Source organism: Brevundimonas sp. ABV4_179 (assembly GCF_056311945.1).
Genome location: NZ_CM149976.1, coordinates 1,783,669 through 1,809,560 on the forward strand (window position 1 = coordinate 1,783,669; position 25,892 = coordinate 1,809,560).

Genomic DNA, 25,892 nt, shown 5'->3' on the forward strand with positions numbered 1-25,892 from the left:
GGGCGTTGAAGTGATACGGGCGGTCACGGCGAATGTTGATGAAGGGTCCGCCCTCGATCCGCAGCGTCAGGGGCGAGCGATTAACCGAGCCCTCGCCGGCCAGAACAAAGCCGGCGTCGTCGTCGTTGGCGGTCTCGCGGGCGTCGACAGAGGCGTCGAGGGTCAGGCCCGTTTCTGTTCGTCTATGACGATATGGCCGTTCTGGATAATGAGTTGCTGGATGACCGGCAGCTTCATGCCTTCGCCGGTGTCGGGCTTGTTCGGCTCAAGTTCCCAGCTCTGGCGACCGTCTTTCGTGGCGAGGAGATAGACTTCGGGCTGGGTGAAGGAGAGCAGATGCATCTCGATCTGGCCCGCGAACAGTTTGCGCAGTCGGACCGAGGCCTCGATGCGCGAGACTGTGGCGGTGTCGCGCGACTTGGCCCACTGCGGGCCGCCGAACTTCAGATCGTTGACGATCACCGTAGGCGTCCAGGTGAACAACTTGACGTCCAGGTCGCCGCGCAAAGCGATCTCGCGATCATATTTGGCGGAGGCCCACCGGCCGATCGGCCCGCGCAGCCAGTTCCAGTCGAACAGGAGGAAGAAGATCACGATCGCGGCGATCAGCAGCATCACAATCGAAGCTGCGATCTTCTCCGTCCGCCCGGGATGACGAAAGCTGTTGTAGACGGGATCGTTGGCCTTGACCCAGTCGCGCCATTCCCCGGCCCGAACCCCCGCGCGCGCCAGGGTTCTCGTCCGAAAGGCGTCCCAGGACAGTCGAAGTTTGGATGTCGCGGTCAAGGTCGAAATCTCCCTACTCAGCGCTCCAACGCATCAGCGTAAGGTTGGTGTCAGGAAATCAAGACCTTAGCTGTGGCGTGCGGGGCGGCGGATCAGTTGCGGAAGATCACATCCATGCCGGGATTCACCGCCGCCGCCAGCTGCTGTGCGTCCCAGTTGGTCAGGCGCACGCAGCCATTGGACGCGGTTTTGCCGATCAGTTCGGGATCCGGCGTACCGTGGATGCCGTAGGTGTCGCGTGACAGGTCGATCCAGACCACGCCGACCGGATTGTTGGGCCCGGCGGCGACCACCAGTTTCTGTTTCCCATCGCCATAGCTCAGGCGCGACGGGTCGTAGGTGTAGTCGGGCGCTTTGGCCACGCCGACCACCTTCAGGTTCCCCGTCGGCGCCGGCCGCTCGCTGCTGCCGATGGTGGCGCGATAGACGGCGAGGACGCCGCCCGAGCGATCGAAGGCGGTGACCCGGCTGGAAGTCTTGTCGACCTCGATCCTCACGACTTCGGCCAGCGACGGCGTCGCCACCGCCGGCACCACGATGGTCTGCCCGGCCCGGCTGAGATCGACGCCGGGATTGAGGGCGTCGAATAGGGCCTCGGTCATATGGAACCGCTCCGCCAGCGCTTCCTTCAGCGTGGCGTATCCGAGCGCAGTCAGCCGCGCCTTGCCCTCAAGGTCGTCCGGCAGGGCCCCAATGTAGGGACCTGCAAGGTCCTGGGCGGTGATGACGTAGTCGCTCAGTACGGGCCGGCTGTCCGCCGCCAGGCGGCTGAACACTTCGGCGTCGAGCTGCCCATCGACGGTCAGACCATTGGCGGTCTCAAAGGCCGCGATCGCCTGCCGCATGTTTTCCCCGTCCAGACCATCGATGGCTCCGGGCGAAAAGGGCGAGCGATCCAGGAGAATCTGCGCCCGGATCAGGGCTGCGGTCGGTGCTGGTGTCGTGGGAACGACGTCCTCACCCGCTGGGACCTGCGTCGGCGTGCTTGCAAAAGGCGGCGTCGACCCTGGCGTCGCCGCGGGCGCGTTAGAAGGCGACAGCTTCGCCGGCGGCTCGAATGTCGCGGCCTCGATCGCCTGCCGCGACAGGCCCGCGGCCATCGGGCGCTCTGGCGCAGCGACAGCGACGGGCGCAGGTTCCGGCCGAGCCGCTTGGTCAGGAGACGGCGCGCCGCAGGCGGCCAGCCCTACCAACAGTGAAAGCGGGATGACGCGAATGAACATCATAATCCAGAACTGTGAGCGACGAGTAGCGATCGACCAACCCGACTGCTTATGGGCGGTTCCCCGCGTGAAAGCCATCGCCAGGCGGAACCCCCTCAGCTTTGCACCGTTAGTTCGGCGACGCTTGCGAGGGAGCGTCGTGGAGGGTTGAATGCAAACGGCAAACTACGAGTTCATCGGCTGGAACGCGCTCATTTACGAATGGGGCCCCAAGGCGCTCGGAGCCCTGGTCATCCTGGTCGCGGCCTGGTTTATCGGCAAGGCCGTCAAATGGGCGCTGGCCAAGGGCATCAACCGCATTCCGGGCGCCTCGAAAGCGACCGCCAGCGATAATCCCAAACATTCTATCGGCGCGAGCCTGGGCGACGTCGCCTTCTGGCTGATCCTGCTTTTCGGCGTCGTCGCGGCGCTCGGCGTCCTCAACCTCGGCCAGGTCGTCACCCCCCTCAACACCCTTCTGACCCAGGTCGCCGCCTTCGTCCCGAGCGTGCTGGGCGCCGTCCTGATCTTCTTCATCGGTTTCGTCGTCGCCACCCTGGCCAGGCGGGTCGTCGAGGCCGCCCTGCAGGCCGCCAACGCCGATCGCTGGCTTGAGAAGGCCGGTCTGACAAAGGCGACCGGATCGACCGGTGTCAGCACGGCCATCGGTACCCTGGTGTTCGTCCTGATCCTCATCCCGATCACCATCGCCGCCCTGGAACAGCTCGGCATCGAATCCCTCACGGTTCCCGCCGTGGCCGTCCTCTCGACCGTCCTGGCGGCGATTCCCCACGTCCTCGCCGCCGCCATCGTCCTCGCTGTAGGCTGGTTCATCGGTCGCTGGGTCGCCCACCTGATCGAACGCATCCTGCCGGCCACCGGCTTCGATCGCAGCATCTCCAGCCTGACCAGCCTCACGGCCACGCCCGAGAAGCCGGCCCAACCGACGCCTGCCGTCGCGCCCTATGCCGGGGACGTCACGCCGGCTACGGCGCGGGCGCTCGGGGGGGAGGCGCCGAAAGCCCTGACGCCGTCGTCCATCGTCGGCAAGATCGCCATGGCCGCCATCGTGGCCTTCACCGCGGTCGAGGCCGCCAAGCTGCTGCAGTTCGGCACGATCGCCGTCACCCTCCAGGAGATCCTGGCGCTGGCGGGTCATGTCATCGTCGGCGGGATCATCATCACCGCCGGCGTCCTGATCGGCGGCGTTCTGGCCAACCTGATCAACAAGGGGACTGGCGGCGCCGACGGTTTCGCGTCGACCTTGGTCCGCTGGGCCACGATCGCGCTGGCGACGGCCATGGGCCTGCGCTTCATGGGCATCGCCGACGACATCGTTCTTCTCGCCTTCGGCTTGATCCTGGGAGCCGCGGCGGTCGCCGCGGCCTTGGCCTTTGGTCTCGGCGGACGCGACGCGGCGGGCAAAGTGGCTCAGATGTGGGCCGACAAGGTCACGAAGATCCCGCCGCAATAACCCTCCCGGACCGGGCCGCATTTCGCGGCCCGGTCTTTTGACTTCGCTTCCAACAAGGAGCCCGACATGACCGACAACCGAGATCGCGATCCCCGCCTGGATCCTGTGGCGCCCTCTTGGCGCAAATACCTTCCGTGGATCATCGGAGCCGTGGTCCTTCTGCTTCTGCTTCTCCTGCTCACGCGCTGCGGTGATGATCGTGCGGCGGTCGATCCGGCAGTGACGGACGCCGCTGCGTTCCCCGTCGAAACCGGTCCCGTTCTGCCGCCGACCGCGGGTCCCGCCAGCCCCGCCAGCCCCGCCGGCGTCTCAGGCCTGGACGCCTATCTCGCCGGATCTGAGGCCGCGCCGCGGACCTTCGCCTTCGAGCGCGTCAACTTCGATACGGGTGCATCCACGATCCGTCCTCAGGATCGGCCCGAAATCCAGGCCGTGGCCGCCGTCCTCAGCCGCTATCCGAACGCGCACGTCCGGCTTTACGGCTACGCCGATGCACGCGGGTCCGATGCCGCCAATCGCACGCTGGCCCAGGCTCGGGCGGATGTGGTGCGGTCGGCTCTGATCGCTTCAGGCGTGGATGGACGACGTATCGAGTCGCTTTCGGGTGGCGAGACCAACCCGGTCGACAGCAACGCCACGGCCGGCGGGCTGGCGGAGAATCGCCGCACCGAACTGGTTGTCGTCCAACGCTGATCCCTATGACCCCGGGCGCGATGCGCGCCCGGGATCCCAACACACGCACATCGAGGTCGATCATGAGTATTTTCGGAAAAATCTGGGACAAGATCACAGGGCACAAGAAGCCTGAGACGCCGGCGGCGCCCCAGGCGCCCACACCTCAAGCCCCTCCTGTGCAGCCGACGGCGGCCCCTGTCGCTTCCCAACCGGTCGATGTCGAGCAGGTCCTGTCCCAGATGGCGGAGATGAAGGGCGGCGGCGGCAACTGGCGCACCTCCATCGTCGACCTCCTGAAGCTGCTGGATCTCGACTCCAGTCTCGACGCTCGCAAGGACCTTGCGGAGGAACTCGGCGTGCATGCCGGTCCTCACGGATCCGCAGAGCAGAACATCGCCCTCTCCGGTGCGGTCTGGGCCAAGTTGGCCGAGAACGGCGGGCAGGTCCCGGCAAGCCTGAGGGACTGATGGTCCGGCGGCGACAGGGCGACGTTGCGCGGTTAGGGGCCTCTGCAGCCCTGGCCGCCTTCGCCCTGGCGGCGTCCGCCTGCACGACGGCTCCGGCCTCTCTTCCCGATGACCCTGTTTCGACCGATGCGCCTGCGGTCAACGCGCCGGCCGATCTCAGCGGGCAAACGCTCGGCGTGAGGCTCTACGACCAGTTGCGCGCTGGAGACGACAATGTCGTCATCTCTCCGGTCAGCCTGATGGGGGCCTTCGGGGTGGTCTCGGCGGGAGCCCGGGGCCAGACGCGCACAGCCCTCCTGAGCAGCCTCAGTCTCCCCGACAGCCCCTCGCTCGACGCAGACCTGGGCGCACTGTTGCGTTCGCTCGAGCGCGAGGACGGACAGACCACGCTCAGCGTCGCCAACGCGGTGTGGGTGCAGGACGGCTTTGGCCTCAAACCCGATTTCGTTGAGAGCGTCCAGCGGGATTACGGCGCCCTGGCCCGGCCCGTGGATTTTCGGGACGCGCCTGATGAGGCGGCCGGGCGCATCAACGCCTGGGTCTCGGGACAGACGCGCAGGCGCATCCCGGAGTTGCTCAGCCCTTCCAGCATCAACGTCGCCACGCGCCTGATCGTCACCAACGCGGTCTATTTCCTGGGTGATTGGGCCCAGCCGTTCAACGCCTCCAACACAAGCGACCAAACATTCTACCTTACGGACGGATCGCGCCTGTCGACGCCGATGATGTATCAGCGCGGGTACCTGCGTCTGCTGGAAACCGGCGCCTTGCAGGCCATCGATCTTCCTTACAGGGGCGATCGGCTGTCGATGACTGTGATCCTGCCGCGCACGCGCGGCGGCCTGTCGGACGTGGAGGCTCAACTCAGCGCCAATCTTGCGGGCTGGCTCACTGCACTTGATGAGGAGGAGCCTCGGCGGGTCCTGCTTTATCTTCCAAAGACCGAGACGGCGCTCAGCTACGATCTCATCCCGCAACTGACCATGCTGGGCATGGGGATCGCCTTCACCGATGGCGCCGACTTCCGCGGCATCGCCGACGCCCCTCTGGCGATCGGCCAGGTGGTGCACAAACCCTTCTTGCGGATTGATGAGAAGGGGACGGAAGCCGCGGCGGCCACCGGGATCGCTGTCGAACAGACGAGCGCGCCTGTGACGCCCCCGCCGACCTTCCGCGCCGACCACCCCTTCCTCTTTCTGATCCGCGACAAGGAGACCAGCGCCATTCTCTTCCTCGGCCGCATCAGCCGCCCAGAGGCGCCGGCAACCTAGCGGCCACACGTGCATTCCCCGCACGCGCCATCCTCGCATGCGTTGTCCTGACGTTACTTTGACTTAAAGGATGACCCCCGTTTCTCATCCACCCATAACGAGAGTCCTTTGGTGATTTGACCTTGCCCCGATGTTGGACCGGGCCTTGCCGGAACATCTCGGTGTCTAGGCGCCGGGCGGGCCATGGGCCAAAGCATTCCAAAGGTCGGGCCTCGGCTGATGAACCCGCACACCCGTACTGGTATTTGTTTGTCGCACGGGGCTATCAAGATTGCGAGCCAGCCGCCGATGCGAGACCTTACGATCAAACTCTTGGGTAAGCCGGCGAAGGGGCCTGATTTGACGCGGTACAGGCCATCCCTCGCTATGCTTTTCCTGCGGCGCCGGACGTTCGTCGTTCCTCGGAAAATTGTGTCCCGAGCATCGTCGCCGGTCGGGAAACTGGCCCCCAAGGGGGCGCAAAGGCGGTTCGAACTCCCGAGCCAATAGCTAAGACCCACAGATCCAGGTCGGCGATCACATGATCCCTCTCTGAGCGTCGGTTGTGGCGCGTCAGCCGATTACGCGGGCTGCCCGCCTCGGCCGGTTGCTGCGAAGATCTGGCCGGTGGAATAGCTGAGCGCGGCATTGGCCGCGGCGACATCGAGGCCTGCGATCTCGGCGGGCTGGCAGGGGCGACCCAGCGGGCTCTGTGACCCAAAGCTCTGGAGCTTCTCGGTCGTGGCCCCGCCGCTGACCTGCAGCGGGGTCCAGGAGGGGCTTGGCGCCACGGCATTCACACGGATGCCTTTGGAGGCGAGTTGCTTGACCATGGACTTGGAATAATTCGGGGCTCTCGCTACCTTTCGGTATCGCTTCCGAAAACCTCGACAAGCGCCTGACAACATTGTGAATTCTGACGAGACCCTTCGATATCTTTCGGAGGGTCTTTTTTCGTTTTACCGTCACTGGCGACGGTGTCGCCTCCTGTTGCGATGCCGGAATCTCCCTCGTACCGTCAGCCTCATCGCAAGGCGGTGACGGTATTATTTTGGATCAACATATTGATCTTGAAGGAAAATACCGGTCGTGCATCGGGCAAATCCGCACTTGCTTGGATCGAGGTGTTTTTACCGTGCTTACTGACGTTGCACTGAAGAATTTGCGTCCGCAATCAAAGCCTTACAAGAGGCCGACAGGGACGGCTTGTATGTCTATGTCTCGCCCGGCGGAGCGATCTCGTTTCGCTACGACTATCGCTTCAACGGACGACGCGAGACGCTGACCCTGGGGCGGTACGGGCGCGGCGGATTGAGCCTCGCCCATCGCCGCAAACGGCGGCACGGCACGCAGCTACGCGCTCGACGTCACCGACAAGTCGGCGGTCCAGTCCGTCGTCGCCGCAATCATCGCCGACTTCGGCCGCCTCGACGTGCTGATCAACAACGCCGGGCTGATCCCGGCTTTCTTGAGCAGGGCAGCGGTCACATCATCAACTTGAGCTCGGTTGCGGGCATCAAGGTCTTCCCACCGGGCGGCACGGTCTACTCCGGCACCAAGTTCGCCGTCAGCGCGATCAGCGAGGGCTTGCGCCACGAGGTGGGTGAAAAGGTCCGTGTCACGTCAATCGAGCCTGGAGCTGTCGAAAGCGATTTGAAGTTCACGACGTCTGGCACGGCTGCCGAGACGGTGCTCGACTTCTACAAGCAGGCCATCCCGGCGGCATCGGTGGCGCGTGCTATCGCGTTCGCTGTAGAACAACCTGATGACGTCGACGTCAACGCGATCGTCATCCGGCCGACCGCACAGCAGTTCTGATTTCGACGAGGAGGCAGGGCCGCGTGTGCTCCGCCTCCTAGGAACGTTCCGGCCCGTTTGACCGTTACTTTGCCAAATGATATCTGTCCGTTAACTTGAGGAGTCGATGATGCCCAAACTTGCGCTGTATGTGCCACTGAAGGCCAAGCCCGGAAAAGAGCGCGATGTCGCCAATTTCCTGACCTCGGCATTGCCGCTCGTTCAAGCCGAGTCGGGCACTCTGACCTGGTATGCGATCGAGGAAGGTCCCGGTGCGTACGCGATCTTCGATACGTTCGACACAGAGGAGGATCGGCAGGCCCATCTTGACGGCAAGGTTGCCGCCGCGCTGATGGACAAGGCGGAAGAACTGTTCTCGGAACCGCCGCAGATTCACAAGTTCACCCTGCTGGCAGCGAAATAGCGGAGCGGTCGGCACCCCAAGCTGCCGTACGACTGCAAGGTTAGGGTCGCCTGCCCTCCGGAATGGACGGCCCGGCCGGCTCTGGAACTAAATAGAAGAATACGACAGGCCATCCGCGATAGTGGATGGCCTTGTCTTTTGCGCTTATCCCACCTTTCGATGCTGCTGCTGATAGGTCGGCGTTGATGTGTTGCGTCATCATGGCACCGTTGGTTTCGCAGGACTTCTTGAGCACATCAATCTGCCGCTTTTTTAGACCGTCCTGGCCCAGACAATCGAAAAGCCGCCGTAAATCGATCCGAGAACTGCCGAACGGGAAGGAACCGCTCAGGCGCCAGGCGGTTTAGGAGACAGACATCGGTTCGGAAGATGCGATGCTATGCGCCTTTGCGCTGGTTCAGATCATGAGCAAGCTCTCGATTTGATGACGCCAGAGCAGAGCTACAAAAAGGAGAAAATCCGTGAAAGCTGTCGTGTACAACGGGCCCAAAGACGTTTCCGTCGATACCATCGATGATCCCAAGATCGAAAAGCCCACCGATGTCATCATTCGGCTGACCACCACCAACATCTGCGGGTCCGACCTTCACATGTATGAGGGCCGTACCAGCTTTGAGAAGGGCAGGGTCTTTGGCCACGAAAACCTTGGCGAGGTCATCGAAGTCGGCGCCGCCGTGGATCATATCAAGAAGGGCGATCGCGTCTGCATGCCGTTCAACGTCGGTTGCGGGTTCTGCGAAAATTGCGAACGCGGTTTGACTGGTTTTTGCCTCACGACCAACCCTGGAACCGCCGGAGCAGCGTATGGCTTTGCCGAAATGGGTCCGTGGCAAGGCGGTCAGGCCGAGTTGATGCGCGTTCCTTATGCGGACTTCAATTGCCTTAAGTTGCCCCAGGACGCCGAAGAGAAGGAGGACGACTATGTTATGCTCTCCGACATCTTCCCCACAGGTTGGCATGGCGTCGAACTGTCGGGTTTCCTGCCTGGTGAAAGCATCGCGATCTACGGCGCCGGTCCAGTCGGTTTGATGGCCGCGCACTCAGCCGAAATCCGCGGTGCCTCTCAGATCTTCGTGGTCGATTCCCATGATGATCGCCTGCAGCTGGCCGAGGCAATGGGCGCGATCCCGATCGACATGCGCAAGGGCGATCCCGCTCAGCAAATCCTTGACGCGACCGGCGGCCTAGGGACCGACCGGGGGGTCGAGGCGGTCGGATACCAGTGTTGCGATCGCCACGGCAAGGAGCGCAGCAATTACACGATGAACTGCCTCGTAAAAAGCACGAAGGCCACCGGCGGCATCGGCGTCGTCGGCGTGTTCATCCCGGAAGACCCGAATGCGCCTGACGATCTCCAGAAGGAAGGCAAGATGGCGTTCGACTTCGGCAATTTCTGGTTCAAGGGCCAGAAGATCGGTACCGGCCAGTGCAATGTAAAGCACTACAACCGGCGACTGATGAAGCTGATCGAGCAAAACCGGGCTAATCCTGCCCAAATCATCTCGCACCGACTGCCGCTCGATCAGGCGCCAGACGCCTACAAGCATTTCGATGCGCGCGATGATGGATGGACAAAGGTCGTGCTTAAGCCGACCGCCTGACCTTAGTCTTCTCCGAAATAGGGAATAAGTGATGACGTTAGAGGGCAAATCAGTTGCCATTCTGATCGCACCCGCGGGACGGAAGAACCAGAGTTCTCGAAGCCCAAGCAAGCTGTCGAGGAGGCTGGCGGCAAAGTGACCGTGGTCAGTTTTGACCGGGCGAGGCTCACACGGTCAATAACGATCTCGACGAGGGCGGCAGCTATACTATCGACAGAGCATTTTCCGATGTCAGAGCCGACGATTTCGACGGACTAGTTGTGCCCGGAGGGACTGTCGGTGCCGACAAGCTGCGCGGCAGCGCCGAGGTAATTGACTTCATCCGGGCTTTTTTCGATCAGAAAAAACCGGTTGCCGCGATATGCCATGCACCTTGGACATTGATCGAGGCGGGCGTTCTTGAAGGTTGCACCTTGACGTCCTACCCGACGCTGAAGGTCGATATCGAGAACGCCGGCGCTACATGGGCCGATGAGGAAGTCGTGGTCGCCAACGGCCTTGTGACCAGCCGCGACCCCGATGATTTACCCGCCTTCTGTGGCAAGCTCGTTGAGAAAATCGCGGAAGGTGCGGGCGCTGGGCCTGCGGCCTCGAATTAATACGGGACGGTTTCGACGAACCATGTGAGGGCGCGCTCCCTAGTGAAGGTCCTCACAAACAGGCGTAGCGGATGGCCGACGATTGACTGTCCGCCACGCCTAGTATCAGACGAAAACGGCGCACTTCCGAGCACTCAATCCCCAAGCCGCGTGACCCGCGGTGACACCTCGCCGGCTCCCGTTTTCAGATTCGACCATTTCAGCGTGCGTACGTTGGAGATACGCCTGATCGAACGTGCGTCCGGCCAGGTTTACTACCTACAGCGCCGCTTTGAGATAGGGGGCGGTGAGACTGCCTTCTGCTTCCGCAACGACGCCAGGGACGCCGCTGGCAACGATACGGCCGCCATCTTCCCCAGCCCCCGGTCCCAGATCGATGACCCAGTCCACCTGCGTGATGGCGCGCATGTCATGTTCGACGACGACGACGGTATTGCCAGCGTCAACGAGGCCCTGCAGGTGTTGCATCAGCCGGTCGGCATCGGAGGGGTGAAGCCCCGAAGTGGGCTCGTCGAGGATGTAGATCGTGTTGCCGCGCTGGGCGCGTTGCAGTTCAGCCGCCAGCTTGATGCGCTGCGCCTCCCCGCCAGACAGCTCGGTCGCAGGCTGTCCGAGCCTCAGATAGCCAAGACCGATCTCCCGCAACACGTCGAGGGAGCGCATCACAGATGCCTCGCCAGCGAAGAAATCGCACGCGTCGTCGACCGTCAGTTCGAGCACCTGGGCGATATTGCGCCCGTTCCATTCGACTTCGAGCGTTTGCGGGTTGTAGCGAGAGCCATGACAGGTCGAGCACGGGGCAAAAACGCTCGGCAGGAACAGCAGCTCCACCATGACGTATCCCTCGCCCTCGCACACAGGGCAGCGGCCTTGCGCGACGTTGAACGAGAACCTTCCCGGGCTGTAGTGCCGCCGGCGGGCGAGCGGCGTATCAGCGAAGATCCGTCGCACATGGTCGAACATGCCGCTGTAGGTGGATAGGTTCGAGCGCGGCGTGCGGCCGATCGGTTTCTGATCGACCCGCACCAGCCTGCGAACATGCTCCATGCCTGCGACAATGCGTCCTTCAGTGTCGTTCTGCGCAACATCGAGCAGCGGATCGATATCCTCCTCCTCGGCCACGGGGGAGCCGCCGAGGTGTTCCGTGACGAGCTCGGGCAGCGCCTGACTGACAAGACTGGATTTACCCGATCCCGAAACGCCGGTGACAGCGGTGAAGCAGCCGATGGGAAACTCGACGTCGAGACCATGGAGATTGTTCCGCCTGATCCCTTCCAGGCGTAGCCATGCCTTGGGATCGCGCGGTGTGCGCTCACTGCGGAACGGCTCTGCGAACAGGTAGCGGCGGGTGATCGAATTCTCGACGTCGGCAAGCCCCTCTATCGGCCCGCTGTAGAGGACTTCACCGCCCTTTTCCCCGGCTCCTGGCCCGACATCGACGAGCCATTCCGCGCGGCGGATCACGTCGAGATCATGTTCGACGACGAACAAAGAGTTGCCCGCCGCCTTGAGACGCTCGAGGATGGTGAGCAAGGCTTCGCCATCTGCCGGGTGCAACCCTGCCGAAGGCTCGTCAAGCACATAGACCACGCCGAAAAGCTGTGACGACAATTGCGTGGCAAGCCGCAAGCGCTGCAACTCTCCGGAGGAGAGCGTCGGCGTGCTGCGGTCGAGCGAAATGTAGCCAAGGCCAAGATCGATCAGCGCCTCGAGCCGCTCGATCAATTCGCAGGCAAGGCGTTGGGCGGCGATCCGCTTCTCGTCGGAGAGATTGGACGTGCGGCGCACGTCGGGCGCGCTCTTGTGCGCAGAGCCGCCCGCCGCAACCCGTTGTTTGACCGCTGCATCGCGGGCCGCTTTTTCCAGAACATGGCCCTTTGAGGGGGCTGAGACCGCCCCATACGCGCCATGCGCGACGGGCATCAGCAAGTCCTTCAGCTTGAGCACCGTCAGGTCGCCGAACTCGGCAATGTCGAGGCCGGCGAATTTGACCGACAGGGCTTCGCGCTTCAGGCGCTTGCCGTCGCAGGTCGGGCAATCGCGGCCGATGATATATTGCGAGACGCGCTTCTTCATCAGCGCGCTTTTCGTGTTGGCGAAGGTTTCCAGCACATAGCGGCGCGCGCCGGTGAAGGTGCCCTGGTAGCTCGGTTCCATGCGGCGCTTCAGCGCCACGCGGGTCTGTTCGGGCGTCAGACCCGCATAGACCGGCACCGTCGGCGCCTCTTCAGTGAAGAGGATCCAGTCGCGATCCTTTTTCGGCAGGTCGCGCCACGGCGTATCGACGTCATAGCCGAGTGACACGAGGATATCGCGCAGGTTCTGGCCATGCCATGCCGCCGGCCAGGCGGCGACTGCGCGTTCCCGGATCGTCAGCGTGTCGTCGGGCACCATCGTTTCTTCGGTCGCGTCATAGACGCGCCCGATGCCGTGACAGGTCGGGCAGGCCCCCGCGACCGTGTTGGGGGAGAAATCCTCCGCATAGAGCATCGGCTGATGGCGCGGATATTCGCCGACGCGCGAATAGAGCATCCGCACCAGGCTGGAGAGCGTCGTCACGCTGCCGACCGAGGATCGCGCGTTGGCCGAGCCGCGCTGCTGCTGCAACGCCACCGCAGGCGGCAAACCGTCGATCGCGTCGACCTCCGGCACGCCGGCCTGGTCGATCAGGCGACGGGCATAGGGCGCAACCGATTCCAGATAACGCCGCTGGGCTTCGGCATAAAGGGTGCCGAACGCGAGCGATGACTTGCCCGAGCCCGATATGCCGGTGAACACCACGAAGGCGTCGCGCGGTACATCGACGTCAATATTTTTGAGGTTATTCTGGCGCGCGCCGCGAACCTGCACGCAAGCGGGCGGCCCCGTATGCCCATGATCGGTGGCCGGCGTCGTCGCGTGAATATCCTTGCTCTTCAATTCAGTCTTCCTGCCCTATACGCCTGTGCGGCCCGTGGTTCATCACAGTCGGGTACAGGTGAATGCATTTCCGACTCAATACATCCAACGGCCAGGCTGGCCCGATGTTCGGCACCTTTGAAATATTTTTCCAGCACTAGACAAAGGTTGCGACAAAACCATTGTCCCGTTGGGTCGCGCGACGAGGCCACACACACTCCGGCGGTAAGCGCCTGGGCCAAGCGGCCCTGGTCCGTGCCGCTATCGGCATGTAACGACCGCACTTCGGCGCTTGTTACCGCATCGCGACGCGTTGCCCATTTGCCAGAGCGCGCGTCATCATGGCCGGGGTCGAGCCATGATGACGGCCGAGTTGTCGATCCGAGCGCCTCGCGCCGCTTCTGATCGACGGGTCAGTAGTGAATGACCGTGCGGATCGACTTGCCTTCGTGCATCAGTTCGAAGGCCTCGTTGATCTCCTCCAAACCCATGGTGTGGGTAACGAACGGGGCCAGATCGATATCACCTCTCATGGCGTCCTCGACCATGCCGGGGAGCTGTGTACGTCCCTTGACGCCGCCGAAAGCAGACCCCTTCCAGACGCGACCCGTGACGAGCTGGAACGGGCGGGTGGAGATTTCCTCGCCCGCGCCGGCAACGCCAATCACGATCGACTGACCCCAGCCACGGTGCGCTGCTTCAAGCGCGGCGCGCATGACGTGGACGTTGCCGATGCACTCGAAGGTATGATCGATGCCCCAGCCCGTCATCTCGATCAGCACTTGCTGGATGGGCTTGTCATGGTCCTTGGGGTTAATGCACTCGGTCGCACCGAACTGGCGTGCCAGCTCGAACTTGGACGGATTGGTGTCGATGGCGATGATGCGACCCGCCTTGGCCTGGCGCGCACCCTGAATCGCCGCGAGGCCGATGCCGCCGAGGCCGAACACGGCGACCGAGTCTCCGGGCTGGACCTTGGCGGTATTGTGGACTGCGCCGATGCCGGTCGTGACGCCGCAGCCGAGCAGGCAGACATGTTCGGGGTTTGCCTCGGGATTGATCTTGGCGAGCGAGACCTCGGCGACGACAGTATATTCACTGAAGGTTGAACAACCCATGTAATGATAGAGCGGCTGACCATTGTACGAAAAGCGGGTGGTCCCATCGGGCATCAAGCCCTTGCCCTGCGTTTCGCGGACAGCGACGCACAGGTTGGTCTTGCCCGACAGGCAGAAGTCGCACTTGCGGCACTCGGCGGTGTAGAGCGGAATCACGTGATCGCCCGGCCCGACGCTGGTGACGCCTTCACCGACCTCGACAACGATGCCCGCGCCCTCGTGGCCCAGAACCACCGGGAAAACACCCTCCGGATCACTCCCCGCCAGCGTGTACGCGTCGGTGTGGCACACACCGGTGTGCGTCACCCGTATGAGGACTTCGCCTTTCCGGGGTGGGGCGACATCGATCTCGACGATTTCGAGTGGCTTGCCCGCCTCGAAGGCTACAGCGGCGCGAGATTTCATGTTGGGATACCCTCGTTGGACTAAACTGATTGCTGGCGCGAGGCCGTTGCGTCAGCGCAAAATCGTCGACATTCTCATACTGGCAGGGAGTATGTTTATCATACTCCCCAGCAGTATACAAGAGGTGTCCTGACGAGGATCTCAAACCAGAGAAGGCAGCAGGGGCTGGCTTCTAGGTGCGGGAGAACACGGGCAAGAAAATGAGCCTGAAATCGTCATTTGAGATAAGTACGCAGAATCTTCATTACGCCCTCCACGCCGTCATCGTGCTCGCCACCTGCGCCTCCGACGGCCCGATCCGCGCCCGCACCGAATGTTTCCCTGAGATGACTCTCCATCACTTCTGCCATCAGCCCGTTTGTCGCACCACGCATGGCGACAATTTGCTGCAGCAGGGGAGTGCAATCGGCCCCGGCTTCGATCGCGCGTTCCAGAGCGTCCGCCTGGCCCTTGATACGCCGCAAGCGTGTGATGGCTCGCTTTTTGTCCTCTGATGAATGTGGCATCGCGTTTTCCCGAGAAATCGCTTCAGCATACTATACAGGGGGGGAGTTTCAATCCTGTCCAGAGACTGGCGCTTCTGTAATCAGGCGAGGTTCCCTGGCCAATCTCCAAATTCGCCCCCAGATCGGGCAGGCATAGCCGCCATGTTGCCCTGAGACAGGTCTGGCACGCGGACGAGGAGCATCATGCTCTCAAGCCTGCGCCACAAGCAACGACGGCATGCGCGCTTAGGGTCCGATCCTGTGTCTGGGAGGGGGGAGCCATCGCTCGCTCCCCCGGGTTTGCCGGTCAGACCGTAACGACGACCTTGCCGATCTGGTCGTTCGATTCGAGGAAGCGGTGCGCGTCCTGGATGGCGTCGAGCGGGAAAGTGCGCGCGATCCGCGGCTTGAGCGCGCCCGATTCCAGACCCGCCACGATGAACGCCTTGGCGCGATCAAGGGCGGCGTCGTCCGAGACGATCTCGCTGTAGAGATAACCCTTGAGCGTGAGGCTCTTGCCCAGCACGGAGAACAACGGGAACGGCGTTGGCTCGCCGCTGAGCGCGCCATATTCGAGCAGGATGCCGCCGCGCGCCATGCTCGCGGTCAGCTGCTCGAACGACGGGCCTCCGACCGGATCGAGCACCACGCGCGCACCTGCACCATCGGTTATCTCCATCACCTTTGCTACCAGATCCTCTTCCCCGGTCGCGACGACATGATGTGCACCGGCATCAAGCAGGGCCTGGCGCTTGGCGCCGGTACGCGTCGTCGCGATCACCGTCGCGCCGACCATCCGCGCAATCTGGAAGGCAGCAAGCCCGACGCTGCTGGAAGCAGCGGTGATGATGACGAAATCGACCTTGCCGAGCTTCGCCTGCTCCACCAGCGCGCCCCAAGCGGTGACATACTGCATCCACACGGCCGCCGCTTCCTCGAACGACAGCGCCGCCGGATGCTTGACGACGAGGCGGGCGGGCACGTTGGCGACCTCGCCATAGGTGCCCCAGCGCGCGATATCGAGCGGGGGGATGACGTTGACGGCTTCGCCTTCCGCAAACCCGGTCACGTCCGCCCCGACCGTAACGACAGTGCCGGCAGCCTCGTAGCCGAGTCGGCTAGGGAACTCGGCTTCCTGAAGGTAGGCATGGTTGCGGAACATCACCTCGGCGCGGTTTATGCCTATCGCCTTCACCGCGATCTGCACTTCGTCGGCCGCGGGCGCGGGCACTGCCACATCTTCAATCCTGAGGACGCTGGCGTCGCCATATTCGTGGATACGGACGATGCGGCTCATGGGACACTCCTTGATTATTGAACGATCGTTCTGTATCGATGTCAGCGACAAGGTTCAAGCTATTATTTATCGATCATTCCATATCGGGCGCGAGACATGACAGACACGAAAGCCCGTCGTGGCGCAGGCCGCCCTCGAGAGTTCAACACTGACGCTGCGCTCGACAAGGCGGTACGGCTTTTCTGGCAGCGCGGCTACGAGGCGACGTCGATGGCCGATCTGGTGGCGGAGACTGGCGTCGCCGCCGCCAGTCTCTATGCGGCGTTTGACAACAAGGCGGGGCTGTTCGCGGCGGTGATCGAGCGCTATTCCGCCACGTTCAGCGTCCACCTCTATGCACCCATCAACGATCCGGCGTTGTCCACCTTCGAGGCTGTCACGGGCCTGCTGGAACGAGCGGCGTCAACGTTCTCCGAACCTGGAACGCCGGCCGGCTGCTTCATGTATTCGGCAGCGGCAGCCGTGTCGCCGGCGTCCGCCGCCATCGAATGCCTGCTGCGCGACAAGCGTATCGCGGCGGAGGCCCTCCTAGTCGAGCGTCTGCATCGTGGCGCCGCGCACGGCGAGCTTGCGGCCGATGCCGATCCGGCCGTCCTAGGCAAATTCTTCAATACGGTCATGGAAGGCATGTCCGTTCAGGCGCGCGACGGCGCTACGATCAACGAACTGCTCTCCATCGCCAAAATGGCACTCGATCGATGGCCGGCTGCGGTGTGATGGTCGAAGCGAGCTCGTCCTCGGTGTTCTTGCAATAAGCCTCTGTCGATCTGCAGCAATGCCCACTCCGACCGAAGTCCGCATGCCCAAATCATCATCCCATTCCGGGAGACCGCAGCGTTCGACAGGATTTTTGAACAGCCGCGGAAAGTTGTGACACCAAGTATCGATATTTATTTGTGCGTGCCGGGGATCTACCTATCCGCCTCGCTCGAACGAATATCCGAACACATCTGATAGGGTGAAAGCACATGAAACGCGTGACGCTGCCAGGCGGGGAAGTCGTTCCTTCAATGGGTCAAGGCACCTGGAAGATGGGCGAACGTGCCGAGCGGCGATCCGATGAGATCGCCGCGCTTCGCGCTGGTGTCGAGTTGGGCTTGACGCTCATCGACACCGCCGAAATGTACGGCGACGGTGCGGCGGAAACGCTGATATGCGAGGCGCTGGGCAGCTTTCGCGACCAGTTGTTCCTCGTCAGCAAGGCATATCCGCAGAATGCATCGCGCTCCCGCCTTGCCGGTGCGTGCGAGGCGAGCCTGAAGCGGCTCGGCACCGATCGGCTCGACCTCTACCTTCTCCACTGGCGGGGATCGGTGCCGCTCACTGAAACAGTGGAGGCATTGGAGGCGCTGAAATCGGCGGGAAAAATTCGGCACTGGGGTGTCAGCAACCTCGATACCGATGATATGGACGAGCTTGTCGCTGTCGGCGGGGGTGGCTGCGTGACCGATCAGATCCTTTACAATCTGGTCCGTCGGGGCCCCGAATTGGAACTTTTGCCTTGGCTCTCCGAGCACAAAGTGGCGGTTATGGCGTATAGTCCGGTCGAGCAGGGACGACTTTCTACGCACCCCGCTCTCGACAAAATTGCAGCCGAGGTTGGTGCAACCCCTGTGCAGGTCGCACTTTCCTGGACGTTGCGGCACGATGGCCTCATCGCCATCCCGAAAGCGAGTTCAGTCGCACATGTGCGGGAGAACCGCGCGGCCGCCGATATCGTTCTTTCCGATGCCCAACTTGCGACGCTCGACGCGGCATTTCCCAGGCCAGGCAACCGTCGTCCACTTGAAATGCTGTAGCGTCAGATGGCGATATTCTCTCTCGAAGGCACTGACGTGACCCGCGTGAGAGTTGGCCGCATTGATGATAGAGCTACGTCGTGAAATCGGCGGAATGCATGGATCGGATCGGATTGTTTCCTGTGTTTCTCACTTGACGATAGATCCCGAAGGCACGGTTTTTCGGGGCATCTCGGAAAAATGCAATAAACTCAAAAGCCGGCCCATTTTCCAGGATGTATGACGGTATACCGCCGCAAGAAATATTTTTAACTGCTATATTTCAAGGCTTTATGCTTTCAATCAATAATGAGTGGAATGATTCAGGCCTTTCTGAGCCTTTCGAAATCACTTCCGAAAGCGCCGATAAGTCACTGACGTTAAAGTGAATTCTGACGAGACCCTTCGAAGCCTTTCGGAGGGTTTCTTTTTTGTGATGACGGCTTTCCTGACGGTCTCGCGTCCGTTGCCTCCGCCGGCTCCTCCATACCGTCACCGCTTCTAGGGTGTCCTGACGGTCTTTTTTGAAACAAGCTTTTGAATTGTTTGCGGAAAATGACCGCGAAAGACCGCGAAAACGCCTGACGGTCTTTTGCAGGGGAAATGGCATGCTTACCGACGCAGAACTGAGAAATACACGAGGAAAATCAAAAGCGTATAAAAAGACCGACAGAGACGGTCTCTACGTGCTCGTGACACCGTCAGGAGGCATCGCGTTCACAGTACGACTACCGCTTCAACGGGAGGCGCGAGACGGTCACCTTCGGGTCCTACGGGCTGACTGGCCTGTCGCTCGCCAGGGCGCGGAAGAAGCTTAACGAAGCCAAGCGGATGATCGCCGAAGGCGTGTCGCCGGCTCTGGAAAAGCAGCGCGCCAAGAGGCGGCTGCGGGAGGCCCGCGACTTCGCCCATGTGGCGCAGAAGTGGATGGACGAGGCGCCCATGGCGGACAGCACCGCAACATGCGGCGGTCCATCTTCAACCGGGAGGTCCTGCCGCAATGGCACAACCGGCTGCTCACCGAGATCACGCCGGATGACCTGCGCGCCCATTGCAAGTCCATCGTGGAGCGGGGTGCTCCCGCTACGGCCATCCACGTCCGCGACATCGTCAAGCAGATCTATGCCTGGGCCATCCTCCACGGCGAGAAGATCGACAACCCGGCCGATGGGGTGGCTCCGGCGGCGATCGCGCGCTTCCGGCCCCGTGACCGGTCGCTGTCGCCGTCCGAAATCCGGATCATGTTCGACCTGCTGGGGGAGGTCGCCACACTGCCGACCATTCGCCTGGGTCTGAAGTTCATCCTGCTGAGCATGGTCCGCAAGAGTGAGTTGCAGGACGGGACCTGGGACGAAGTGGATTTCGACAATGCGGTTTGGTCGATCCCGAAGGAACGGATGAAGCGGTCGCGGCCGCACAACGTCTATCTATCGACCCAGATGCTGGACATCCTGATCGCGCTGAAGACCTGTTCCGGAAACTCCCGCTACATCCTGCCGTCGCGCTACGACGCCGACGCCCCCATGTCGCGGGCGACCTTCAACCGGGTGACCATGGCTATTGCGGACCGCGCTCGCGAGCAGGAGTTGCCGCTGGAGCCCTTCACCGTCCATGATCTCCGCCGGACGGCCTCGACCCTCCTGCACGAGATGGGCTTCAACTCGGATTGGATCGAGAAGGGTCTCGCCCACGAGGAACGATCGTCACGCGGCGTCTACAACAAGGCGGAGTTCGAGGCGCAGCGCCGTCACATGGCCCAGGAATGGTCCAATGCTGTGGAAGCCTGGGAGCAGGGGCGGTCCTATACGCCTGAGCTGGCTATCCCTGAGACGGCTGCTCCCCGCTTCGATCCGCGTCTCTGACGGGGCGCGAAATACGCTTGCGGACGTCTGGCGGCGCGGCGCGGTGGATCGGCGTGGTGCGGCGGAGGAGAAGCCAGGCCTCCACCTCGGCAAGATCCTAGACGACGCAGCGAGGGGTGAGGAGGAAACGGCGAGGAAACTGACCCCGCTTTTCCATTTCCCAGATGGTGCTGTCGGCGAGGGGCACCATCTGGTGGAGTTGAGGCTTCTTGATCGTGCGCTTGAGCGGCGGCGGGTCGGTGCTGGCCATGTCTCGTCTCCTCGATTTGCCTTTGAAGAATCGAACCCGATAGGCGGCGAAGGCGAAACCCGTAGGCCTGCGGCCGCCATCTCCACGGTGGCGCCCTTCCTGGAGCAGGGCGAGCGGGGCTTGTCTGAGGGCTCGCGTGCGCTACGACAGCCCCATGCAACGCTTCTTCGCCGCTCTCGCCGCCACTGCTCTTCTCTCCGGCTGCGCCGGGATCTTGCCCGTTCCGTCGGACGGCGCTCCGCTCAAAGTCGCCAGCTGGAATCTCGAGCACCTGGCAGAACTGGACGGCCAGGGGTGCAGGCCGCGCGTGGAGGCCGATTACGCCGTCCTGCGCCGCCATGCGGATGCCCTGGGGGCCGATGTGATCGCCCTCCAGGAGGTCGAGACCCAGGCCGCGGCGGAGCGGGTCTTCGAACCGGCAAAATACGATGTCGTCATGTAGACCCGCCCGGCGAGCGAGCGCGGCCCCGAATGCCGGGGAGGGCCTGGTCGCCACATCCAGAACCAAGCCGTTGGATTTGCGATCCGCAAGGGCGTCGTCTGGTCGCGCAACGGCGACCTTGCGGCTCTGGCTCTCGGCAATCCAAACCTGCGCTGGGGCGTCGACATCACCGTCGCCAAGGGGCGGCCCGTGCGGCTGCTGGCCGTCCACCTGAAGTCCGGATGCAACTCGGGTCGCGCCTCGACCGATCCCGATTGCCCTGTGCTGTTTGACCAACTGCCGGTCCTCGAGACCTGGGTCGATGATCGCGCTCAGGCGGGCGAGGCCTTCGTCGTTCTGGGCGACTGGAACCGGCGCATGGCGAGCCGGGGCGACGCCTTCTTGGACGGGCTCAATGACGGCGAGCCGGCGGCTGCGGCGCTGACCCTTGCCGGCGGCGACCGTCCAGCCGGATGTAAGGCGCGCTACCGGGAGTTCATCGACTTCATCGTCGTCGGCGTGGACGCCGCCGCGCGGGTCGAGCCGGAGTCGTTCCAGGAATATGTCTATGGCGCGCCTGAGGCCGAGCACCCTTCGGATCACTGCCCGATATCGGTGCGCCTTCTGGGCTGAGGGCGTCTAACGCGGGGCCGTATCGTCGGTGGATTGAGACGACTTGGGAGTGAGATCGAGCGTAGGGGCCTGAGAACGGATCTCGGCCTGGTCCGTTGAGCGATATGCGTCGTCATCGAGGGCCGGATGCCAAACTACACCCTCTACTATTGGGCCGTGCCTTTCCGCGGGCAGTTTGTCCGCGCGCTTCTGGCCTACGGCGGCGAGGCGTGGACAGAGGCGGGCGACGAAGCGGTCGGCGCTCTGATGGAGGGGCGTTGGAAGACATGCCGTTACCCTTCATGGGACCTCCGGTCTTGGTTGATCACGCTGCAGGCGTGGCCGTTTCCCAGATGCCCGCGATCCTTCTCTACCTGGGGGACAAGCTCGGGCTCTTTCCGGACGATCCCGGCGGACAGGCCTTGTCGATCAAGGTGGTCAATGACGCCAACGACGTGATCGACGATCTCACCCTGGATGGTGGGCGACAGATGTGGACCGAAGCCCGCTGGGTGACCTTTGTCCCGCGCCTGCGAAAGTGGATGGGTCTGTGGGAGGAACTCGGCCGACGTCACGGGCTGACATCTCAATCCGGTTTTCTGCTCGGCGGCGGGACGCCGGGCGTCGCCGATGTCGTCAGCGCGACGCTGTGGTCCACCATGGTCGAACGCTTTCCATCGATCGGGGCGATCCTGGAGGATGCGGCGCCTATGACGGCGAACCTCGCTGGTCGGGTTTCGCGCACCCCGGCGCTGGCCGATCTGGCGGCTCGTGCTCGTCGCGAATATGGCGAGGTCTACTGCGGCGGACAGATCGAACAGTCGCTTCGCAAGGTGTTGGGCGCGCAATAGGTCCTGATTGGCGTCGGCTCAGACCGAGGGCGATGAAGATAGAAGCCGTTCGATAGAGGCCTCAAAGGCCTGTGCCAGTGCGGCGGCTCTGGCGTCCTCCAGGGGAAAGTCGCCGCTCAGGTCGCGGGCGAACGCCATGCCGCCGATCAGGGCGATGAGCATGCGAGCTCGCACATCGGCCTCCGGGCCGCCCAGCCAGGCCTCGAGTTGGGCGAAGATGCTGGAGCCGAGCGTCTCGTCGACGAGATGTCGCGCGCGTTCCGAGCCGGTCACTCTCAGCATGACGAGAATGCCCTGGAGCACCTTCCCGTCGTTCCCTCCGTGAAGCACCTCTTTGACGACGCGGGCGGCAAAGTCCTGCTTGGCGCCCCACAGGTGACGCCAATCGGCGTGGCAGGCCTTCACCACTTCGATGAAGAGCTCCTCCTTCCCGCCGTAGTAGCGATTGACCAGTGAGGGATCGACCTTGGCGCGGAGTCCGATATCGCGGACGCCGACCGTCTCGAAGCCTTCCTCGGCGAAGAGGTTCAGGGCCGCATGCAGGATGACCTGACGGGTGATCTCGGCGCTTCTCATTCTGGAGCCACGGTCCTCATGGCTTCACTCTAGCTCGAATGCTGGTTCGATCCAGACGAAGCGCTTCAGGTCAGGCGCGCCGCGAAGGTGCGGCGCGGCGAATAGCAAGGCACAAGCGCTAAGGGCTCCGCCCTCGCGCGGGCCAGGGTGAAGCGGCTTCGCCGCCGGATCGACCGGTCTCCCCGGCCTTCCGCGCCGGTCATTCCTGGATGTTGGGCAAGGACGTCAGACTTGTGCAGGCCGGGTGATCCCCCTCCGGTCGATCCGCCCTGGCCCTTGCTACCCCGGTCTCGCCGACGGGCAGGGTTTCAGGCGCGCCTTTCGCGTGCCTGCAACCCTGCCCAAAGGAGGCAGACATGACTGCTCATGATGTTCAGACCGCCGCGACCGAGCCCCAGATTGGGGCGGTTCTCGAGCCTGCGCACGGCGCGGAGATCCTGGTCCCGCTCAACCGGCTCAAGGCGTCCCCGAGCAACGCCCGGAAGGTCAGGCACTCGGCGGCGGCTATCGAGGCGTTGGCGGCCTCGATCAGGGCCAAGGGCGTGCTTCAGGCGCCCGTGGTGGAGAGCGAGCGGGACGGGGAGGGCGCGGCGACGGGGAACTACCTCGTGACCATCGGGGAGGGGCGGCGGCAGGCCCTGCGGACGCTGGTGAAGCGCAAGGCGATCAAGCGGACTCATCCGGTCAAGGTGGTGGTGGACACGCTTAACGACGCCCATGAGATCAGTCTCGACGAGAACATCACCCGCGAGGCCATGCATCCCGCTGATCAGTTCGAGGCTTTCCGCACGCTGGCGGAGGAGAAGGGCTACGGCCCGGAGGAGATCGGGGCGCGTTTCGGGGTGTCGGCCCATGTGGTGCGGCAGCGCCTGAGGCTGGGCGCAGCGACCCCGGAACTGATGGCGGCCTATCGCGAGGGGACGCTCACCCTGGACCTCCTGGCCGCCTTCTGCGTCAGCGAGGATCAGGACCGGCAACGTCAGGTGCTGGAACAGATGGGGCCCTACACCTCCGTCTTCGCCATTCGTCGCGCCATGACCGAGGCCAAGGTCCGCGCCGACGACCGGCGCGTCGGTTTCGTGGGGATAGAAGCCTATGAGGCCGAGGGCGGGGCGGTGCTGCGCGACCTCGAGAAGGCGGCCTCCAAACTGGGGGTTCGCACGCGCATTGAAGCGGTCGTAGTCGGCGTAAGGCGAGGCCTTATCGAGGTGGATTGAGGGGAGGGGGCGGGCCAGGAACTTCTTTTCGGAAGCCCGGAGTTTCGGTCCTTGCCGCCGCCGACGCCTAAGCGTCCCCTGGCTCAAGACAATGACCTATCCGTTCCGGAACCCGCCGCCGCTACAATAGCCTAGGATATTCGGTTCAGGCGAGTCCGTGGGCTTTAATCGGCGCGAGGCCGCTTCTGACTCATTTCAGACCTTACCAGGGTCCGCTCTGCGCCCTCAGTCTGACGTAAGCGCCTCCAGAACCGGGCATTCCGGTACTTCCCCGCCCGAGCATTTCGCGGCGGCGTTGGCGAGGATCCGTTCCATCCGCCGCAGATCGGCAATCTTGGCGCGCACATCCTCCAGCTGCACTTCGGTCTTGTGTTTGACCTCGGCACAGGTCTGGGTCCCGGTGTCTGTCAGCGCCAGCAGCGAGCGGGTCTCCTCCATCGAGAAGCCGATATCCCGCGCACGCAGGATGAACCGTAACCGCTGCGTCAGGTCTGGCGAATAGACCCGGTAACCGTTGGCCGAACGAGGCGGCGGGGGCAGCAGTCCGACCTTCTCGTAATAGCGGATGGTTTCGAGGTTGCACCCGGTCAGCTTCGCCAATTGGGCCCGCAACAAGCCCGTCTGAAGCACCATGAAAAAAGCCCTTGTGTCTGTAGCAACTACAGGGATTACGCTGAAATCAGTCAGAAAGAAATCGAGAGAACTTATCGATGTTTTCAGCACCGGAGCCGGAGCCACCGGCATCAACGCCGGACGAGGGCGCGAAGCAGGGCCGATGGATCGCGGGCGGCGCGCTGATCGGCGCGGTGCTGGCGTCGGCCTGCTGCATCGTTCCGCTGGTGCTGGTCATGCTTGGCATTTCAGGGGCGTGGATCGCCAACCTGACGGCGCTTGAGCCGTACAAACCCTATGTCGCCGCCGTCACCCTGGCCCTGCTCGGCTACGGGTTCTGGCACGTCTATTTCAAGCCGAAGCCGCCCTGCGAGGACGGGACCTACTGCGCTCGCCCGCAATCGGCGCGGACCACGAAACTGGCCCTTTGGTTCGGGTTGGCCGTCGTCATCATCGCGCTCACCCTCAACTGGTGGGCTCCCTATTTTTACTGAGAGGAAAGACCCATGAAAAAGACATTTCTGATCGGCCTGGCCGTTGTGGCCGTGGCTGGCGTCGGTGCCGCCGTCGCGTTTGATGGACCGGCACAGAACCGTCCGGCGGCGACCGCCGCTGCCCAGCAGCAGACGACTTTCGCCATTGAGCACATGACCTGCGCCACCTGCCCGATCACGGTGCGCAGGGCGATGGAGAGCGTGCCGGGCGTCAACTCGGTCGAAGTGGACTTCGCCGCAAAGACGGCCCGCGCCACCTACGACCCGGCGCGCGCCACGGCCGCGCAGATCGCGGCCGCCTCGACCAATGCCGGCTATCCCGCCCGCGTCGTACAAAACTAGGCCCCGCAGGCAACAAGACGGCCTTCATCGGCGCCAGAGCTCCCGCCCCCCCGCATGGGGGTGGGACCAGGCCACCAACGCAATGCATCGCGTGCATCCCGGCCTCGGGCTGCAGCCGGGGAAGGCTGCGCGTCTTCAGGATCAAACGGCGTTATGGCTGACAAGGCTGACAAGACGGACGGGACCGACAGCCTGCTGCTGCGGATGGGGGTGATCGGCAACGTCATTGTGGCGCTGTGCTGCTTTGCTCCGGTGCTGGTGGTGCTGCTGGGCGTCGTCGGGCTTTCTGCGCTGACGGGCTGGCTCGATGTTGTGCTGCTGCCCGCGCTGGCCGTGTTCGCCGCGTTGACGGTCTATGCCGTCTGGCGGCGTCGGCGGCGGATGAAGACCACCTGATCG

At 63.2% G+C, this 25,892-nt stretch carries 28 protein-coding genes; 18 read left to right on the top strand and 10 right to left on the bottom strand.

The window, feature by feature from the left end; all coding sequences use genetic code 11:
* Nucleotides 1–162 precede the first annotated feature (162 nt).
* Nucleotides 163–786, bottom strand: coding sequence for an AsmA family protein (locus tag ACYX4P_RS08520; protein ID WP_248119781.1), 624 nt, complete (start codon nt 784–786; stop codon nt 163–165).
* 92 nt (nt 787–878) lie between these two features.
* Complete coding sequence (locus ACYX4P_RS08525; protein WP_248119794.1) at nt 879–1,886, bottom strand: L,D-transpeptidase family protein; 1,008 nt, start codon at nt 1,884–1,886, stop codon at nt 879–881.
* Between the two features lie 274 nt (nt 1,887–2,160).
* Between ACYX4P_RS08525 and ACYX4P_RS08530 the strand changes: the two genes are divergently transcribed.
* The 4 genes from ACYX4P_RS08530 to ACYX4P_RS08545 all read left to right on the top strand — a co-directional run bounded on the left by ACYX4P_RS08530 (nt 2,161) and on the right by ACYX4P_RS08545 (nt 5,875).
* The gene (locus ACYX4P_RS08530; protein ID WP_066629233.1) at nt 2,161–3,462 is read left to right on the top strand and encodes a mechanosensitive ion channel; all 1,302 of its coding nucleotides are present in this window, start codon (nt 2,161–2,163) and stop codon (nt 3,460–3,462) included.
* Nucleotides 3,463–3,528: 66 nt separating this feature from the next.
* Nucleotides 3,529–4,155 (top strand): OmpA family protein, encoded by a 627-nt coding sequence (locus ACYX4P_RS08535; protein WP_248119796.1) that lies wholly within the window; start codon nt 3,529–3,531, stop codon nt 4,153–4,155.
* 62 nt (nt 4,156–4,217) lie between these two features.
* A complete protein-coding gene (locus tag ACYX4P_RS08540; RefSeq protein ID WP_248119799.1) occupies nt 4,218–4,604 on the top strand; it encodes a DUF3597 family protein in 387 nt (128 codons plus the stop codon).
* Nucleotides 4,604–5,875 (top strand): serpin family protein, encoded by a 1,272-nt coding sequence (locus tag ACYX4P_RS08545; protein WP_248119801.1) that lies wholly within the window; start codon nt 4,604–4,606, stop codon nt 5,873–5,875. Before ACYX4P_RS08540 ends, ACYX4P_RS08545 begins: the two co-directional genes overlap by 1 nt.
* 560 nt (nt 5,876–6,435) lie before the next feature.
* On the opposite strand, the gene ACYX4P_RS08550 is transcribed toward ACYX4P_RS08545, so the two are convergent.
* Nucleotides 6,436–6,687, bottom strand: a complete 252-nt coding sequence (locus ACYX4P_RS08550) for an SDR family oxidoreductase (RefSeq protein ID WP_248119805.1) — start codon at nt 6,685–6,687, stop codon at nt 6,436–6,438.
* Between the two features lie 373 nt (nt 6,688–7,060).
* On the opposite strand from ACYX4P_RS08550, the gene ACYX4P_RS08555 reads away from it, so the two are divergent.
* The 4 genes from ACYX4P_RS08555 to ACYX4P_RS08570 all read left to right on the top strand — a co-directional run bounded on the left by ACYX4P_RS08555 (nt 7,061) and on the right by ACYX4P_RS08570 (nt 10,275).
* Nucleotides 7,061–7,672, top strand: a complete 612-nt coding sequence (locus ACYX4P_RS08555; RefSeq protein WP_476070249.1) for an SDR family NAD(P)-dependent oxidoreductase — start codon at nt 7,061–7,063, stop codon at nt 7,670–7,672.
* 109 nt (nt 7,673–7,781) lie between these two features.
* Nucleotides 7,782–8,075 (top strand): putative quinol monooxygenase, encoded by a 294-nt coding sequence (locus ACYX4P_RS08560; protein ID WP_066629275.1) that lies wholly within the window; start codon nt 7,782–7,784, stop codon nt 8,073–8,075.
* Nucleotides 8,076–8,536: 461 nt separating this feature from the next.
* Nucleotides 8,537–9,676, top strand: a complete 1,140-nt coding sequence (locus ACYX4P_RS08565) for a glutathione-independent formaldehyde dehydrogenase (protein WP_066629245.1) — start codon at nt 8,537–8,539, stop codon at nt 9,674–9,676.
* 209 nt (nt 9,677–9,885) lie between these two features.
* Entirely contained in the window at nt 9,886–10,275 is a 390-nt protein-coding gene (locus ACYX4P_RS08570) for a DJ-1/PfpI family protein (protein WP_248119828.1), read from the top strand.
* 258 nt (nt 10,276–10,533) lie between these two features.
* Here the strand turns inward: ACYX4P_RS08570 and ACYX4P_RS08575 are convergent, their stop codons facing one another.
* The 4 genes from ACYX4P_RS08575 to ACYX4P_RS08590 all read right to left on the bottom strand — a co-directional run bounded on the left by ACYX4P_RS08575 (nt 10,534) and on the right by ACYX4P_RS08590 (nt 16,478).
* Nucleotides 10,534–13,194, bottom strand: coding sequence for an excinuclease ABC subunit UvrA (locus ACYX4P_RS08575; RefSeq protein ID WP_292046900.1), 2,661 nt, complete (start codon nt 13,192–13,194; stop codon nt 10,534–10,536).
* A gap of 392 nt (nt 13,195–13,586) precedes the next feature.
* Entirely contained in the window at nt 13,587–14,696 is a 1,110-nt protein-coding gene (locus ACYX4P_RS08580; RefSeq protein WP_248119807.1) for an S-(hydroxymethyl)glutathione dehydrogenase/class III alcohol dehydrogenase, read from the bottom strand.
* A gap of 215 nt (nt 14,697–14,911) precedes the next feature.
* Nucleotides 14,912–15,202 carry a metal/formaldehyde-sensitive transcriptional repressor gene (locus ACYX4P_RS08585; RefSeq protein WP_248119809.1) on the bottom strand — a complete coding sequence of 97 codons (291 nt, stop codon included), beginning with the start codon at nt 15,200–15,202 and terminating at the stop codon, nt 14,912–14,914.
* A 286-nt stretch (nt 15,203–15,488) separates the two neighbouring features.
* A complete protein-coding gene (locus ACYX4P_RS08590; RefSeq protein WP_248119810.1) occupies nt 15,489–16,478 on the bottom strand; it encodes a zinc-dependent alcohol dehydrogenase family protein in 990 nt (329 codons plus the stop codon).
* A gap of 96 nt (nt 16,479–16,574) precedes the next feature.
* On the opposite strand from ACYX4P_RS08590, the gene ACYX4P_RS08595 reads away from it, so the two are divergent.
* The 3 genes from ACYX4P_RS08595 to ACYX4P_RS08605 all read left to right on the top strand — a co-directional run bounded on the left by ACYX4P_RS08595 (nt 16,575) and on the right by ACYX4P_RS08605 (nt 20,118).
* On the top strand, nt 16,575–17,195 hold the full coding sequence (locus tag ACYX4P_RS08595; protein ID WP_248119813.1) for a TetR/AcrR family transcriptional regulator: 621 nt from the start codon (nt 16,575–16,577) through the stop codon (nt 17,193–17,195).
* A gap of 251 nt (nt 17,196–17,446) precedes the next feature.
* Nucleotides 17,447–18,277, top strand: a complete 831-nt coding sequence (locus ACYX4P_RS08600) for an aldo/keto reductase (RefSeq protein ID WP_248119815.1) — start codon at nt 17,447–17,449, stop codon at nt 18,275–18,277.
* Nucleotides 18,278–19,218: 941 nt separating this feature from the next.
* Nucleotides 19,219–20,118 carry a tyrosine-type recombinase/integrase gene (locus tag ACYX4P_RS08605; protein WP_476070250.1) on the top strand — a complete coding sequence of 300 codons (900 nt, stop codon included), beginning with the start codon at nt 19,219–19,221 and terminating at the stop codon, nt 20,116–20,118.
* Nucleotides 20,119–20,215: 97 nt separating this feature from the next.
* On the opposite strand, the gene ACYX4P_RS08610 is transcribed toward ACYX4P_RS08605, so the two are convergent.
* Nucleotides 20,216–20,368 carry a helix-turn-helix transcriptional regulator gene (locus ACYX4P_RS08610; RefSeq protein WP_476070251.1) on the bottom strand — a complete coding sequence of 51 codons (153 nt, stop codon included), beginning with the start codon at nt 20,366–20,368 and terminating at the stop codon, nt 20,216–20,218.
* Between the two features lie 154 nt (nt 20,369–20,522).
* Between ACYX4P_RS08610 and ACYX4P_RS08615 the strand changes: the two genes are divergently transcribed.
* From ACYX4P_RS08615 to ACYX4P_RS08625, 3 genes are all read left to right on the top strand, one after another.
* On the top strand, nt 20,523–20,810 hold the full coding sequence (locus tag ACYX4P_RS08615; RefSeq protein WP_292046897.1) for a hypothetical protein: 288 nt from the start codon (nt 20,523–20,525) through the stop codon (nt 20,808–20,810).
* A 189-nt stretch (nt 20,811–20,999) separates the two neighbouring features.
* The gene (locus ACYX4P_RS08620; protein WP_292046895.1) at nt 21,000–21,422 is read left to right on the top strand and encodes a hypothetical protein; all 423 of its coding nucleotides are present in this window, start codon (nt 21,000–21,002) and stop codon (nt 21,420–21,422) included.
* Between the two features lie 266 nt (nt 21,423–21,688).
* Entirely contained in the window at nt 21,689–22,252 is a 564-nt protein-coding gene (locus ACYX4P_RS08625; protein WP_409514502.1) for a glutathione S-transferase, read from the top strand.
* 18 nt (nt 22,253–22,270) lie between these two features.
* Here ACYX4P_RS08625 and ACYX4P_RS08630 read toward each other — a convergent pair whose 3' ends face one another.
* Nucleotides 22,271–22,828, bottom strand: coding sequence for a TetR/AcrR family transcriptional regulator (locus tag ACYX4P_RS08630; protein ID WP_292046892.1), 558 nt, complete (start codon nt 22,826–22,828; stop codon nt 22,271–22,273).
* 356 nt (nt 22,829–23,184) lie between these two features.
* Between ACYX4P_RS08630 and ACYX4P_RS08635 the strand changes: the two genes are divergently transcribed.
* Entirely contained in the window at nt 23,185–24,045 is an 861-nt protein-coding gene (locus ACYX4P_RS08635; protein WP_312571630.1) for a ParB/RepB/Spo0J family partition protein, read from the top strand.
* 225 nt (nt 24,046–24,270) lie between these two features.
* Here the strand turns inward: ACYX4P_RS08635 and ACYX4P_RS08640 are convergent, their stop codons facing one another.
* Nucleotides 24,271–24,678 (bottom strand): MerR family transcriptional regulator, encoded by a 408-nt coding sequence (locus ACYX4P_RS08640; RefSeq protein WP_045318677.1) that lies wholly within the window; start codon nt 24,676–24,678, stop codon nt 24,271–24,273.
* Nucleotides 24,679–24,755: 77 nt separating this feature from the next.
* Between ACYX4P_RS08640 and ACYX4P_RS08645 the strand changes: the two genes are divergently transcribed.
* From ACYX4P_RS08645 to merF, 3 genes are all read left to right on the top strand, one after another.
* On the top strand, nt 24,756–25,151 hold the full coding sequence (locus tag ACYX4P_RS08645) for a mercuric transporter MerT family protein (protein ID WP_021696242.1): 396 nt from the start codon (nt 24,756–24,758) through the stop codon (nt 25,149–25,151).
* Between the two features lie 12 nt (nt 25,152–25,163).
* Nucleotides 25,164–25,493, top strand: coding sequence for a cation transporter (locus tag ACYX4P_RS08650; RefSeq protein WP_021696243.1), 330 nt, complete (start codon nt 25,164–25,166; stop codon nt 25,491–25,493).
* Between the two features lie 153 nt (nt 25,494–25,646).
* Nucleotides 25,647–25,889 (top strand): mercury resistance system transport protein MerF, encoded by a 243-nt coding sequence (merF, locus tag ACYX4P_RS08655; RefSeq protein WP_476069267.1) that lies wholly within the window; start codon nt 25,647–25,649, stop codon nt 25,887–25,889.
* Nucleotides 25,890–25,892: the final 3 nt, after the last annotated feature.

Coding starts and splice junctions, on each gene's coding strand:
- ACYX4P_RS08595 (WP_248119813.1), top strand. CDS start 16,575: ATGACAGACACGAAAGCCCGTCGTGGCGCAGGCCGCCCTCGAGAGTTC.
- ACYX4P_RS08540 (WP_248119799.1), top strand. CDS start 4,218: ATGAGTATTTTCGGAAAAATCTGGGACAAGATCACAGGGCACAAGAAG.
- ACYX4P_RS08600 (WP_248119815.1), top strand. CDS start 17,447: ATGAAACGCGTGACGCTGCCAGGCGGGGAAGTCGTTCCTTCAATGGGT.
- ACYX4P_RS08630 (WP_292046892.1), bottom strand. CDS start 22,828: ATGAGAAGCGCCGAGATCACCCGTCAGGTCATCCTGCATGCGGCCCTG.
- ACYX4P_RS08545 (WP_248119801.1), top strand. CDS start 4,604: ATGGTCCGGCGGCGACAGGGCGACGTTGCGCGGTTAGGGGCCTCTGCA.
- ACYX4P_RS08625 (WP_409514502.1), top strand. CDS start 21,689: ATGCCGTTACCCTTCATGGGACCTCCGGTCTTGGTTGATCACGCTGCA.
- ACYX4P_RS08590 (WP_248119810.1), bottom strand. CDS start 16,478: ATGAGCCGCATCGTCCGTATCCACGAATATGGCGACGCCAGCGTCCTC.
- ACYX4P_RS08650 (WP_021696243.1), top strand. CDS start 25,164: ATGAAAAAGACATTTCTGATCGGCCTGGCCGTTGTGGCCGTGGCTGGC.
- ACYX4P_RS08550 (WP_248119805.1), bottom strand. CDS start 6,687: ATGGTCAAGCAACTCGCCTCCAAAGGCATCCGTGTGAATGCCGTGGCG.
- ACYX4P_RS08535 (WP_248119796.1), top strand. CDS start 3,529: ATGACCGACAACCGAGATCGCGATCCCCGCCTGGATCCTGTGGCGCCC.
- ACYX4P_RS08615 (WP_292046897.1), top strand. CDS start 20,523: ATGCAACGCTTCTTCGCCGCTCTCGCCGCCACTGCTCTTCTCTCCGGC.
- ACYX4P_RS08640 (WP_045318677.1), bottom strand. CDS start 24,678: ATGGTGCTTCAGACGGGCTTGTTGCGGGCCCAATTGGCGAAGCTGACC.
- ACYX4P_RS08635 (WP_312571630.1), top strand. CDS start 23,185: ATGACTGCTCATGATGTTCAGACCGCCGCGACCGAGCCCCAGATTGGG.
- ACYX4P_RS08605 (WP_476070250.1), top strand. CDS start 19,219: ATGCGGCGGTCCATCTTCAACCGGGAGGTCCTGCCGCAATGGCACAAC.
- ACYX4P_RS08530 (WP_066629233.1), top strand. CDS start 2,161: ATGCAAACGGCAAACTACGAGTTCATCGGCTGGAACGCGCTCATTTAC.
- ACYX4P_RS08560 (WP_066629275.1), top strand. CDS start 7,782: ATGCCCAAACTTGCGCTGTATGTGCCACTGAAGGCCAAGCCCGGAAAA.
- ACYX4P_RS08585 (WP_248119809.1), bottom strand. CDS start 15,202: ATGCCACATTCATCAGAGGACAAAAAGCGAGCCATCACACGCTTGCGG.
- ACYX4P_RS08645 (WP_021696242.1), top strand. CDS start 24,756: ATGTTTTCAGCACCGGAGCCGGAGCCACCGGCATCAACGCCGGACGAG.
- ACYX4P_RS08610 (WP_476070251.1), bottom strand. CDS start 20,368: ATGGCCAGCACCGACCCGCCGCCGCTCAAGCGCACGATCAAGAAGCCT.
- merF (WP_476069267.1), top strand. CDS start 25,647: ATGGCTGACAAGGCTGACAAGACGGACGGGACCGACAGCCTGCTGCTG.
- ACYX4P_RS08525 (WP_248119794.1), bottom strand. CDS start 1,886: ATGGCCGCGGGCCTGTCGCGGCAGGCGATCGAGGCCGCGACATTCGAG.
- ACYX4P_RS08580 (WP_248119807.1), bottom strand. CDS start 14,696: ATGAAATCTCGCGCCGCTGTAGCCTTCGAGGCGGGCAAGCCACTCGAA.